The 12,714-nt window shown below is 57.0% G+C and carries 11 protein-coding genes and 5 tRNA genes; 11 read left to right on the top strand and 5 right to left on the bottom strand.

Features of this window, described 5'->3' with window-relative positions:
* Positions 1-14 precede the first annotated feature (14 nt).
* On the bottom strand, positions 15-1,355 hold the full coding sequence (locus tag PMX60_RS06660; RefSeq protein WP_271747310.1) for a DNA-binding protein: 1,341 nt from the start codon (positions 1,353-1,355) through the stop codon (positions 15-17).
* A 224-nt stretch (positions 1,356-1,579) separates the two neighbouring features.
* On the opposite strand from PMX60_RS06660, the gene PMX60_RS06655 reads away from it, so the two are divergent.
* The 11 genes from PMX60_RS06655 to rplA all read left to right on the top strand — a co-directional run bounded on the left by PMX60_RS06655 (position 1,580) and on the right by rplA (position 6,849).
* Positions 1,580-1,654: transfer RNA gene (locus PMX60_RS06655), tRNA-Thr, on the top strand.
* A gap of 813 nt (positions 1,655-2,467) precedes the next feature.
* Positions 2,468-2,549: transfer RNA gene (locus tag PMX60_RS06650), tRNA-Tyr, on the top strand.
* Between the two features lie 10 nt (positions 2,550-2,559).
* Positions 2,560-2,635, top strand: a tRNA-Thr gene (locus PMX60_RS06645).
* A 3-nt stretch (positions 2,636-2,638) separates the two neighbouring features.
* A tRNA-Met gene (locus PMX60_RS06640) sits at positions 2,639-2,715 on the top strand.
* Between the two features lie 96 nt (positions 2,716-2,811).
* Positions 2,812-4,002: an elongation factor Tu gene (gene tuf, locus PMX60_RS06635; protein WP_035137538.1), complete on the top strand. Its 1,191-nt coding sequence runs from the start codon at positions 2,812-2,814 to the stop codon at positions 4,000-4,002.
* Positions 4,003-4,281: 279 nt separating this feature from the next.
* On the top strand, positions 4,282-4,431 hold the full coding sequence (rpmG, locus tag PMX60_RS06630) for a 50S ribosomal protein L33 (RefSeq protein WP_022093895.1): 150 nt from the start codon (positions 4,282-4,284) through the stop codon (positions 4,429-4,431).
* Between the two features lie 13 nt (positions 4,432-4,444).
* Positions 4,445-4,520, top strand: a tRNA-Trp gene (locus tag PMX60_RS06625).
* A gap of 76 nt (positions 4,521-4,596) precedes the next feature.
* Positions 4,597-4,935 carry a preprotein translocase subunit SecE gene (gene secE / locus PMX60_RS06620; RefSeq protein WP_035137537.1) on the top strand — a complete coding sequence of 113 codons (339 nt, stop codon included), beginning with the start codon at positions 4,597-4,599 and terminating at the stop codon, positions 4,933-4,935.
* A 3-nt stretch (positions 4,936-4,938) separates the two neighbouring features.
* Positions 4,939-5,475 (top strand): transcription termination/antitermination protein NusG, encoded by a 537-nt coding sequence (gene nusG, locus PMX60_RS06615; RefSeq protein WP_099432095.1) that lies wholly within the window; start codon positions 4,939-4,941, stop codon positions 5,473-5,475.
* 120 nt (positions 5,476-5,595) lie between these two features.
* Positions 5,596-6,024: a 50S ribosomal protein L11 gene (rplK, locus tag PMX60_RS06610; protein WP_022093893.1), complete on the top strand. Its 429-nt coding sequence runs from the start codon at positions 5,596-5,598 to the stop codon at positions 6,022-6,024.
* A 117-nt stretch (positions 6,025-6,141) separates the two neighbouring features.
* Positions 6,142-6,849, top strand: a complete 708-nt coding sequence (gene rplA, locus PMX60_RS06605; RefSeq protein WP_022093892.1) for a 50S ribosomal protein L1 — start codon at positions 6,142-6,144, stop codon at positions 6,847-6,849.
* Between the two features lie 125 nt (positions 6,850-6,974).
* On the opposite strand, the gene PMX60_RS06600 is transcribed toward rplA, so the two are convergent.
* The 4 genes from PMX60_RS06600 to PMX60_RS06585 form a co-directional block, all read right to left on the bottom strand.
* On the bottom strand, positions 6,975-7,685 hold the full coding sequence (locus PMX60_RS06600; protein ID WP_271747309.1) for a metallophosphoesterase family protein: 711 nt from the start codon (positions 7,683-7,685) through the stop codon (positions 6,975-6,977).
* Entirely contained in the window at positions 7,682-9,598 is a 1,917-nt protein-coding gene (locus PMX60_RS06595; protein ID WP_271747307.1) for a BMP family ABC transporter substrate-binding protein, read from the bottom strand. The genes PMX60_RS06600 and PMX60_RS06595 overlap by 4 nt, the downstream gene beginning before the upstream one ends.
* 92 nt (positions 9,599-9,690) lie before the next feature.
* Positions 9,691-10,458: a mechanosensitive ion channel family protein gene (locus PMX60_RS06590; protein WP_250786745.1), complete on the bottom strand. Its 768-nt coding sequence runs from the start codon at positions 10,456-10,458 to the stop codon at positions 9,691-9,693.
* Positions 10,459-10,587: 129 nt separating this feature from the next.
* A complete protein-coding gene (locus PMX60_RS06585) occupies positions 10,588-12,612 on the bottom strand; it encodes a bifunctional metallophosphatase/5'-nucleotidase (protein WP_271747305.1) in 2,025 nt (674 codons plus the stop codon).
* Between the last annotated feature and the right edge of the window lie 102 nt (positions 12,613-12,714).

Genomic DNA, 12,714 nt, shown 5'->3' with positions numbered 1-12,714 from the left:
GCGATGCTGTCTCGCTAACTCCATTCAGCGATGTCGATCATTCTTTCGAGGCGCCATGTTAGCGCCTCTTTTAGATAAGGCAGTCTCGCTGTAAGAGCGTCGTTTTTGGATAGGATTTCGATTGCCTCGTCAACGAAACCCTCGAGTTTGTCGCCGTCAAACCAGCCCATGTCCTCGACGAGCAACATTTGTTTGGCGGGGCTTGAATGAAATTGTGCGCTGGTAAAACTGTGCTCTCCCGCCCTAAGCTCCTCTAGTGATATGTTGCACCAGAGTGATGAGCCCGAATCGAAGATAGGGGCAGGTCTGCAGGCTAGCGTGTTTACGTTTCGCACAAGGCCAAAGTTACGCCAATGACGATCGTAGTTGGCGATGATGTCGTCGCACACGATCATGCGGTCAAGGGCGTCTTTTATATCCGTCGCTCCAAGCTCCTCGCAGTTTGCTACATACCGTTCGTAATCGGTTAGTCGCTTGTCTGCATTTGCATGCTGGTTTACATAGAACGCAGGGACATACTCTTCTTCATCAGTTAAGAAGACATCGCATATGCTCAGGGCGGAAGTGCCCGTGCCCTCGAGCGAGTAAGGCACATAATCGCAAGCGTTTAGGATGCGACGGTGAAGTGCAGTCGCCACCAGCTCGTTATAAGGTTCCTGGTTTAGATGTGCACCTGCCTTGTGGAGGATTCGACGGTCATCCTCGCATGTCCAGTACTTTTGAAGATTGCCGTCCGAGGTGTTATCGGGCTTTGCGGCAGCTGCCTTGCCCTCTGGGGCGAAGGGCGCGATGCTGAGAGAGACGTCGTCAAAAGCATTATTGAAGAAATTGATATCTTCCCACGCGAGACCGGAGTCTTGGGGCCTTATCCAATACTGGTCGGATAAGGAGAGACCAAGATTTCGCTGTACGAGTTCATCGGGAACATCGACTGCGGCTTCTGCAAGCAGGGAGGCTAGCCCAATGCGTGCGAGCGGGATACCGCGGCCGCGCCACCAGATGCGGAAGGAGTCGAGCGATATGGGGCTATTAGGGCCAAATACTCCAATAGGGGCGTGGGCGTAATCGACGTCGGCGCCGATGTGGGTGAAGTCTTTTCGCGATGTGCTGTAGACCAGCTGAGCGACCTCGTGCGTGCGATTCATGAGGGTGAACGCGATCTCGCTCTTACCGTAGCCGCGGCGGGGACGTCCCCCCGTTTTGGTCACGGAGCGGAGTCGCGTGTCGACGCTGTCTTTGTCGATGAGCCATACACCAGAAGCCTTGCGGGCCTCAAGTGCTTCGTTTTTTATGAGCTCCTGCACCCTGCGCGGAGTGATGCCGAGCAGTTCGGCTGCTTCCTTGGTAGTAAGCATCGCGAAACCCTTCGTCAGAACGAATAGTTTTATATATAGCAATTGTAATTAAAACTATTCGTTCTGACGAATGGTTTTGAGATTGAGGGCGAACCGACAGAAATGAACGGGCCTGGTACCTGTTGTTGCTGGATTTTGCATATTTGTATAACGCCGTGTGGTCTGTTGCGCCCCGTCCGTAATTCCTTTATTCTTAACAGGCTTCGCGCGAAAGCGCCAAGTGTGCCAGTGTGGCGCAACGGTAGCGCAACTGATTTGTAATCAGTGGGTTGCAGGTTCGATTCCTGTCACTGGCTCCATGAGAGTTTCGGGCTCTGTTCCCTTGTGGGACAGGGCCCGTTTCTATTTATGTCTATAAGTCAGCGTGTTTGGCGCCAACCAAGCTTCAGGTTTGTCTCGATCCGTAACACGAGTGGGCTGAAGACCCTCCTTATAGTTACAGATCGAAACATTGCCAAGGGAAGGCCGATAACATCTCGATCCGTAACACGAAGAGGCTGAAAACCGTTCTTACTGTTACAGAATGAGACGTAAGCGGGGGTTTCTGCGAAACATCTCGATCTGTAACAGATAGGGGAGGAATAACCCTCTTACTGTTACAGGTCGAGACATAGGCCGGGGCGAGGTTGGTCATCGTCATCGAGCGTGGATTATCGGACACACGAGCGTGGAAAATCTTCCGCCTAGTGAATGAGCGTGGATAATCTGCCACTTTGGATTCGATGGCACGGCAAAGTGGGAGATTATCCACGCTCGATTTCAAACGGAAGAAAATCCACGCTCGATTTTGCCTGGGAAGAGCAATCTTCTGTCTGGGCAGCCCCGATCTCGACCTATATATAGGTGCAAATAAGCTGGTATCGAAGTTCGATACTGAAGGTGTACTCCACTACAGCAAAGTATTACCTTGGGAAACGTCACCTCAGTATCCAAAACCACTGTCCTTCATATCCAAACTCAATAAAACCGCAGGTCACGGCTATATAGATACGCCCGGCACCGTGTATCTAGAGGTTTTCGTTGACAGCCCCCAAGGTGGCATCGTATTATCTTCTTCGTTCGCGGGGGCGGCGGTCCAAAAGACCAAAGGACCTGCGGATACTTGAACGATTGGGAGTTTGCCCGAGTGGTTAATGGGGACGGGCTGTAAACCCGTTGGCTCTGCCTACATAGGTTCGAATCCTATAGCTCCCACCCGTCAAGTGCCTGTATAGCTCAGTCGGTAGAGCACTTCGTTGGTAACGAAGAGGTCACCAGTTCAAGTCTGGTTGCAGGCTCCATCCGGCGGTGTAGCTCAGTTGGTTAGAGCACACGGTTCATACCCGTGGCGTCACTGGTTCGAATCCAGTCACCGCTACCATAGGTAACACGGTGGCTTCTCAATAGTATGTTGAGAGGCCACTATGGTATAAAGGCAAAGTCCCGTCCGGGGACGACCTGTTAAGAGGAGGGCTTTATGGCCAAAGAGAAGTTTGAGCGCACTAAGCCGCATGTTAACATCGGCACCATTGGTCACGTCGACCACGGCAAGACCACGCTGACCGCTGCCATCACCAAGGTTCTCTCCGAGACCGAGGGCTGCAAGGCTGACTTCACTGCGTTCGAGAACATCGACAAGGCTCCCGAGGAGCGCGAGCGCGGCATTACGATTTCCGTCTCCCACGTTGAGTACGAGACCGCTGCCCGTCACTACGCTCACGTTGACTGCCCGGGCCACGCTGACTACGTCAAGAACATGATCTCCGGCGCTGCTCAGATGGACGGCGCTATCCTGGTCATCGCTGCTACCGACGGCCCCATGGCTCAGACCCGCGAGCACATCCTGCTCGCCCGTCAGGTCGGCGTTCCCTACATCGTCGTCTTCCTGAACAAGTGCGACATGGTCGACGATGACGAGCTCATCGACCTCGTCGAGATGGAGACCCGTGAGCTCCTCTCCGAGTACGATTTCCCCGGCGACGACATCCCCGTCATCCGTGGCTCCGCTCTGGGCGCTCTCGAGGGCGACGCCAAGTGGATGGACGCCATTCGCGAGCTCATGAAGGCCGTCGACGAGTACATCCCGACGCCTGCTCGTAACAACGACCTCCCGTTCCTGATGGCCGTTGAGGACGTTATGACCATCTCCGGCCGTGGTACCGTTGCTACTGGCCGTGTCGAGCGCGGTGAGCTCAAGCTCAACGAGCCCGTCGAGATCGTCGGCATCAAGGATACCCAGAACACCGTCGTTACCGGTATCGAGATGTTCCGTAAGTCCATGGACTTCTGCGAGGCTGGCGACAACGTCGGTCTGCTGCTCCGCGGCATCAAGCGTGAGGACATCGAGCGCGGCCAGGTTCTCTGCAAGCCCGGTTCGGTTACCCCGCACACCAAGTTCACCGGCGAGATCTACGTTCTGACCAAGGAGGAGGGCGGCCGTCACACCCCGTTCTTCGATGGTTATCGTCCTCAGTTCTACTTCCGTACCACCGACGTTACCGGTACGGTCAAGCTCCCCGAGGGCACCGAGATGGCTATGCCTGGTGACCACATCACCATCGAGGGCGACCTCATCCACCCGATCGCCATGGAGGAGGGCCTGCGCTTCGCTATCCGCGAGGGTGGCCACACCGTCGGTTCGGGCATCGTCTCCACGATCATTGAGTAAATTAGCTCTTTGATATAGCTGACTTAGAGAACCCGGCACTTATATGGGTGCCGGGTTCTTTTCTGCAATGGATATTGAGCCGTTGCTGGTGTCGAGAGGATCGATAATGGTCCTGGATGCACCGTCGATTAGCTCTCGATGGCTTCATTGATGTGTTCCAAATATGAATGGATCCACCGAGAACCAATTGACTCGAGGTTTTCATTGACAGCACTTACGTGGAGCTGATAAAGTAACAACTCGTGCCCGTACGGGGCGGAAATGAAAGGTTCAGGATACATGCGTACTCTAGTTACTCTTGCGTGCACTGAGTGCAAGCGCCGCAACTATACGACCACCAAGAACAAGTCGACCATGCCTGATCGTATGGAGATCAAGAAGTATTGCCCCTGGTGCCGTCACCACACGCTGCACAAAGAGACTCGCTAGTCTCTAGTCACATACGCCAGTAGTTCAATTGGTAGAGCATCGGTCTCCAAAACCGAGTGTTGAGGGTTCGAGTCCTTCCTGGCGTGCCAGTCATTATTCCGTAAGCTCCCACTTGGGGGCTTACGGTTTACTCATGTATAAGCGCATTGCGCGGAGGTAACCCAAATGGCCAACAAGAAGAACAAGAAGAAGGCTCAGCAGCCGGCACCTGCCAACAAAGCTGCCGCCAACTCCAAGGTTGAGGCCAAGAAGGCCGTTGCCAAGAAGAACGAGAAGGCTGCGAAGTCCAAGAAGAACGAGAAGCCTGGTTTCTTCGCCCGCACCAAGAAGTATTTCGCTTCGGTCAAGTCCGAGATGAAGCGTGTCACGTGGCCCGATAAGAAGGAGCTCGTGAACTACTCGGTTGTTGTTTGCGCTTCTCTGATCGTCGTCGGCGTCGTCATCGCTCTGCTCGATGCTGGCTTTGGCGAGGCTCTTGCTCTGTTCTCTGGATTGAGGGGCTAAACCATGTCTAAGCGTTGGTACGTCGTTCACACTTACTCTGGATACGAGAACCGCGTTAAGTCCGATCTCGAGCATCGAATCGAGACTATGGGCATGCAGGACCGTATCTTTGATATCGAGATTCCTATGGAGCGCGTCACCGAGATTAAAGAGGGTGGCAAGCGTGAGACCAAGGATTCCAAGATCTTCCCGGGTTATGTCCTGGTCCGCATGGAGATGGATGACGATGCTTGGACGTGTGTTCGTAACACGCCTGGCGTCACCGGTTTCCTAGGCGGCAACGGCAAGCCCGCTCCGCTTTCCCGCGACGAGTACAACAAGATGACTCGTCGTCCCGGTAAGGGCGATTCGCCCAAGCGCACCTCGGTTGATATTGAGGTCGGTACGTCCGTCCGCGTCACCGATGGCCCGCTTACCGACTTTGATGGCAAGGTCTCCGAGGTTAACACCGAGGCTGGCAAGCTCAAGGTCACGCTGATGATCTTTGGCCGCGAGACGCCGGTCGAGCTCGACTTTAACCAGGTCGCTGTCATCGCTTAAGTTTTCGTCCGTTCGCGCGAGCGTGCTTCTTCTGTGACTGCTCATCTCAGGAGTGCTTCTAACACGTGCGTGCTTACGATATAGCAAGTACTTCACACTCGTGATTCGAAAGGAATGACCATGGCTGAGAAGAAGGTTGCCAACGTCATTAAGCTCCAGATTCCTGCTGGTGCAGCAAACCCCGCTCCTCCCGTCGGCCCCGCCCTGGGCGCTGCTGGCGTGAACATCATGCAGTTCTGCCAGGCCTTTAACGCCGAGACGCAGGACAAGAAGGGTGACATCATCCCCGTTGAGATCTCTGTCTACGAGGACAAGTCCTTCTCCTTCATCACCAAGACCCCGCCGGCGGCTCACCTTATCAAGAAGGAGTTGAACCTCAAGTCTGGTTCCGCTAAGCCCCAGGCTGACAAGGTTGGTCAGCTCTCCCAGGAGCAGCTCACCAAGATCGCCGAGATCAAGATGCCGGACCTCAATGCCAACGACATTGACGCCGCCAAGAAGATCATCGCCGGTACCGCCCGTTCCATGGGCGTCACCATCGCTGAGTAGCGATTTCTTATGGTAACGGCGGGTGCTCCGACCGGGGCGCCCGTTAAATGTGTGCAATAGGGCACACGATACGATGTGGGAGGGCTCACGCCCGTTTAACCACAGGAGGTAATGCACATGGCTAAGCATGGTAAGAGCTATAACGCCGCTGCCGAGAAGATCGACCGCGCCACGCTCTACACCCCCCTTCAGGCTGCCAAGCTCATCAAGGAGCTCGACACCGCCAAGTTCGACGAGACCGTCGAGGCTCACTTCCGTCTGGGCATCGATACTCGTAAGGCTGACCAGAACATCCGTGGTTCCATCTCCCTGCCCCACGGCACCGGCAAGACCGTTCGTGTTGCCGTCTTCGCCGAGGGCGAGAAGGCCCGTGAGGCTGAGGCTGCCGGCGCCGACATCATCGGTTCCGACGAGCTCGTCGCCCAGATTCAGAAGGGCGAGATCAACTTCGACGCCGCTATCGCTACGCCGAACATGATGGCCAAGGTTGGCCGCATCGGTAAGATCCTTGGTCCCCGTGGCCTCATGCCGAACCCCAAGCTCGGCACCGTGACCATGGACGTCGCCAAGATGGTCTCCGAGCTCAAGGCTGGCCGCGTTGAGTACCGCGCCGACCGCTACGGCATCTGCCACGTGCCCCTGGGCAAGAAGTCCTTCTCTGAGCAGCAGCTCGTCGAGAACTACGCTGCCCTGTACACCGAGATTCTGCGCGTCAAGCCCTCTTCTGCTAAGGGCAAGTACGTCAAGTCCATCTCCGTGTCTTCCACCATGGGCCCTGGCGTCAAGGTCGATCCCGCTGTCCAGCGTGACTTCCTGGCTGAGTAACTGCTAGTTACTGCCTGAGTACAGCAAGCATTGCTAAAGAAACCCGGTTCTGCCTTGTGCAGGACCGGGTTTCTTGCTATCGCGTCAAAAGCACCATAAAGGGGACAGTGTCCCCTTTATGGTGGTTACCAGGGTGTTCTGGCTGTTGAAGACTCGATGGCTTCGTGGCGTTTGAGCTCGCGGCGCATGGTTTGTGAGTTGAGCCAAGCTGCTTGCCAGCCGCGGATGGGGTAGTGCGTCTGGTCGAGCTCAAACTGCGTATAGCCGCAGGCGTTGATGATCGTCGTTCCACACACATGCTGACGCTCGCGCTGAAAATCGCAACCGTAGCTTTGGTGCACATGCCCGTGCACCATGTAGTTGGGATTCCAGGATTCGAGTGCTGTGTTAAAACACTCGAATCCTCGATGCGGCAGATCGTCCAGATCACCCATACCGGCGGCGGGTGCATGGGTAAGCAGAATGTCGCACCCGCCGACCATCCTAACCTTACGCGACAGCTTACGCATGCGCTTGGACATCTCGCGTTCGGTGTACATGTTGGCGCCGTCGCGATAACGCATGGACCCGCCAAGGCCCGCAATGCGAATCCCTCGGTACGTGTACACGCTGTCCTCTACGCAGATACATCCACCCGGTGCATGACGTGCGTAGCGGTCATCGTGATTGCCGCGCACGTAGATGAGCGGTTTGTTGATGACCGTAACCAAAAACTCAAGATAGTCCGGGTCCAGATCGCCGGCGGACAAAATCAGGTCGACTCCCTCAAAGCGTTCCTTGCGAAAGCACTCCCAAAGGCATCGTTCTTCGGTATCGGCTATGGCAAGGATTTTCATAGGGCAGGGACTTTCGGCTCATCGTCGAGCTGCGGAATGGTGCCTACCACGTTGTCCGCCAGCCAATTCATCTCGACAATCTGCGTGCTCGGCAGCGGAGGGAAGCCTTCGATTTGTACCACGCCGTTCTGGCTGTGGAGCTCGCCGCCAAAGGGGTTGATGGATCCCACAACAATGCCGTTGCGGAGCAACTGCACGAGTTTGCGCGTTTGGTAGGGTAGGCCCGGAGCGTAACGGATGTCGATAACGCCGGAGCTCATGCCATACCAGTAGTTGACAGCGCGCACTTGGTTGTCGTCGCTGGTCTCGTCCCACGTGCCGTGAAGAAGGCTGCGAACGATGAGCTCGTAGTAACGGCCCCAGTTCCATACGGGCATGGCGATGCCGGTGACTTTGCCGTCGACCAAGCGGTGAAGCCCGTAGGCCGTTGGGTCTTCGAGCGACTTTGACATGTCAGCGCCGGTCATGACGCTTACGCCTTCGCGGCACATGGCTTCGGCAAGACCACCGGCGGGAACATCGCCCCAGGTGAGGATGACCTGCGCGCGCGGGTCGAGCAGCGAGGCGCCAATCGCAAAGGCGTTGATCTCGCTGAGTGCACCCGAGGCGAAGACCGACGCGTGGTAACCGATGCGGTGGTTGTCCGCCATGCTGGCCGCAAGGGCGCCCAGCAGAAACTTGGCCTCGTACATCTTGCCAAAGTACGAACGGACGCTTTGATGGGGAAGGCCGATAGAGCAGTTGAGGAACCGAACCCGGGGATACTCGACGGCAGCCCTGAGCGTGTATTCCATCAGGCGGTGCGAGGTCGAGAAGATGACGTTTGCTCCATGTTTGACAGCCGTTTCCACGGCGGCGTAGAACACATCCGGATCGTGACAGTCCTCGAACGCCTCGGTGCGCACGATACCGCCAAAGTGCTCATCGAGATACTGACGCCCTTGGTCGTGCAGGCTGTCCCAGCTCGACGTCGCACAGGGGAACTCATGGATAAAGGCGATGCGCAGGGGGTTGGCCGTCGAGTAGACGGTCTTGCCCATAAAGAAGTTGAGCACGCCAGAGGTGGACTTGGCGGGCGTCTCCTCCTCGTCGACGCTCGGTGCTTCGACAAGATCGACCTTGTCCTCGTCATTTTTGCCGGCAATGACCAGCTCGCGCCAGATCTTGCACAGGCGGTTTACGACGATATCCGTTGGCGTATCCAGCAGGCGGTCCTGGTTGTACACATTGAGGTAGACGAGCATGGCGTCGGCGGGCGTAATGTCCAGGTGATCGCCGCCTGCGCGAAGGTAGGCACGCTTAAAGAGCAGGAAAGTGTGGCGCAGGTAGTCGACCTTTTTCTGCGGCCATTTTTCGATAAGGTTCTGACCGAGCATCTTCGCGAGCGTTTCGTAGCTTCCCTCACGCGAGAACTCGATCTCGTATAGGGGGCAGACGCGCCAAAACGCGCAGAACTCGCCGTACAGGCGGCTTTCGACGGAATCCCATGTGCCGGGGTAGAGACGGGTGACCTTGGCCGAAACCGTCGGGGCGTCTAGGAATTTGAGGACACTGACGCGTTTGTTGCCTTCTTGGACATAGAACCGATGCATGAACTCGGTGACGATGACGGGGTCGCGATAGCCCTCGGTCACCTGGATGTCGTAGAGGTTGGACCACTTGCGGGCGAACTCGGTGCTAAACGGAAGCAGGGGCATAAAGTTACACGAAAAGGCGGACTGACGGCCCTTGGTGACCGTGCCGACGACCATTTCGAGCGGAATATCCCGCAGGCCGACATTCTCTCGCTGACCTAAGGGGAGCTGAGCAACCAAGCTATCGAGGTCCGTAAGGTATGGATGCTCGCTTTGGCTAATGGCGCGTCGACGTCCTTGCTCGCCGCGCTTGCGTGCTTGACGATAGGCCTCTTCCATAATGTTGCTCCCTTAGTCGTTTAAACAACTATATGAACCATGGTACCACGAATGAAAACCACTACAAAGATGCCTGACCCCTTTGCGGTGGTTTAGGCGATGATGGGGGCGATGGCGCGGATGCAGGCGTCGGCAGCGGTGAAAGTGGTGCTGTCGTCGCTGACGATAAAGATGATCTTTCCTTTGATGCCAAAGTCGCCGATTTCGCTAAAGAGCACGTAGGGCTCTTTGTCAAAGCCCGAGATGGGCGAGACGGCCGTTTTGGTTGCGCTCGTGAGCTCGTCTGCCAGCACGTCAAGGGAAGCCCACTTAGACGTGTCCTTTACGGCAACGGGCACGGCCACGCGTCCAAAGGGCATCAAATGCACGAGCGTGTTCTTGGAGATGTTGGAGTTGGGCACAATGATGGTCTGTCCACAGGCATCCTCAATCGTTGTATGACGCCAAGTGATGTCTTGGACCACGCCGGATACGCCGCCGACCTCGATATTGTCGCCGGGTTTGATGATGCCCATAAAGGTCACTTGCATGCCGCCGATAAGGTTTGACAGCGTGTCCTGAAAGCCGAGCGAGATGGCGATGCCGCCGACGCCAAGAGCGGCGACGAGCGCGTTTGCGTTAATGCCAAAGCAGTTGTCGAGGATAAAGCTGCCGCCAATCATCCAGATGACGGCGCGCGCGATGTTGATGAAGATACTTGATGCCGGAAGCGGGTTATCGTCACGGTTAAGCAGATGGTTCAGGGTCTTGGATACGACCTCGGCGGCGACGGCGGTGCCTATCGCCAAGATGACGGCCCAGATGATGTTGTGGACCCACCGTTGCTCAAAGAAATGAAGAATCGGCTCAAACAATTCCATGTAGGGAAAACCTCCTAATGATCGTCCAACCATGATACCCACCAAGAAGCCCGTCCGATCAAATTCAGACGGGCTTCTGTGCTCGATATAAGGTTTACGCGGCGGGGCTGCAAGGCCCGGCGGTGTAGCTTAGCGTCGACGCTTCCAGATAATGCCGAGCATGATGACGATGATGCCGCCGATAAGGCACGCGCCAACTACTGCCAGCGTGCGGTCTCCCGTTGCGGCAAGCTTACCGGTCGTCTTCTTGGTGATGACCTTCGTGGTCGCCGTGTCCGTCTTAGACGAGGGCTTAGGCGTCAGGGCCGGTGAGGGCGTGGGGTCCACGGCTGCGGAGCCGAAGCCGATGGTGCCGGCGAGCCCGGCCATCTTGCTCTCCCAGCCGTTCTGCCCGATCAGCGCCCTTAGCGCTGACTCGCAGGTACCCCACTCGGTGTACTTGGTGGCGTGTGCAAAGGTGGGAAAGTCGGTCGTGTTGGTGATGATGTAGTTGTTGGTGGCGACGGTATAGGTCTTGGCGGGGTCGAGCGTGCTGCCGTCTTTGGTGAGTGTGGCACTCACAATGCGCTTGCCCTCGGGCCGTGTCCAATCAATCGTCGCGTTGATGCCGCCAAAGGAGAGAACGCTGCCAGAGTCATCGCGCCACTTGTACTTGTCTTGCGCCTCCTGCTCGGTGTGACCGGCCGCCACATAAGCCTGCTGAAGCTCGTAGCTGTCGTTGCAATCGTCGCTGATTTGTAGCGAGTGCTCGAGCGCTGCGAGGAAGTCCGCGCCGGTCATGGCCCAGGTCTCCACGGTGTTGCCGTAGGGCGAGATGGCGATGACGTTGCCGGCGGTCACGTTGCCCGCCGCGATGCCGCCGCGGATGCCGCCAGCGTTTTCGATAGCGAGGTCCGCGCCCGTCAGGTCAAGATAGGAGCTGCAAATCACGTGGCCGATGGTCTGGGCCTTGGTGGTGTCGCCCTCCTTGCTGGGACGGAAATCGGTGGTGCGCACCATTTCCCAACCATGCGTGCCTGCGGCGTCCTCGCCGTAGAAATAGTTGGTGGTGGATGTGCCGAGCACCTTGTTCGATTCGTTTTCAAAGTCCTCGTCGAGCGGCTTGATCTTGTTGCGGACGGCTTCAAGGCGGCTTTGGTAGTCGGAGCCCTTGTCGGGGTCTGCCAAAAGGTCGTTGACGTTCTTGGCGGTGTAGAGCTTCTCGTTGCTGTCGTCTGCAGGGACCGTGACCGTGTCGTCGTCGGTCGTCTCGGTGCCATTCGTGTCGTATTTGTACGGAATGGAAAGCAGTCCCACCTCGGCAAAGGCACTGCCCGCCTCGACAACGTGGATTGTCTTGCCGTCGGCTCCCGTCACCTTCTCGTTAAGGTTGATGTGCTCGTGGCCTGCGATAAGGGCATCGACGCCACGGAGTCGCGTGGCAAAGGTCTTGGCGTCGAGCGTGTGCGCGATACACACAACAACATCGCAGCCCTCCTTGCGCAGCTGCTCTGCCTCGGCATTGATGGCGTTCGCGGCACTCGAGAACGACGTACCCGCGACCAGGTCCGCGCGCAGCGAGGATCCCAGCGACTCATCCATGGCACCCACGACGCCGACCTTGATTTTGTAGTCGAATGTGGAGTGATCCTCGCTATCCTCCCAGGTGCGATCGAGCGTCTTCGTGATGCTCGAGCTCCATACGCCGCTCGTAGACTTTGCGTTCGCGCAGAGCATGGCGAAGGGCGTACCGGTGGTGCTGTAGCCGGTCATGGTGCGGAGTTTGTCCGCACCGTAGCTCCAGTCGTGGTTGCCTGGCGTGGTCGCGTCGTAGCCGTCGGCGTAGAAGGTGTCCATGAGCTCGGCGATGCTCTTGCCCTCGCTCATGGTGGCGAAGGACTGTCCGTGGAAGGTGTCGCCCGCATCGAGCAAAAGATCGGGGGCGTTGCCCTGGGCGCTATAAAGGACCGCCAGTCCGTCGAAGCCGACGGTGCCGGTGCCCTTGCTTGTGTTGTAGCTGTACTTGTAGCTGCCGTGGATATCGTTGGTGTGCATGACGGTCACAGAGCCGTCAATAGCGGCGGGCAGGTTCCCCGCGAAAGCGACGCTTGGGATGCCTGCGAGCGAGCCGGCAAACAACGCGGCGGCTAACGCAAGGCGGGTGAGACTTTTCATGGCAGTTTCCTTAGTCCTTAGCCAGAATGTCTGGTTGAATATCGGATTATCGACATAATATGCGAAAACCGCCGCAAGGGCGTCTGCCCCTTTGCGGCGGTT

The organism is Collinsella aerofaciens (assembly GCF_028206995.1).
Classification (GTDB): domain Bacteria; phylum Actinomycetota; class Coriobacteriia; order Coriobacteriales; family Coriobacteriaceae; genus Collinsella; species Collinsella aerofaciens_AQ.
The sequence above is the reverse complement of the archived record's forward strand: the minus strand, read 5'-3'. Positions and strand labels throughout refer to the sequence as shown.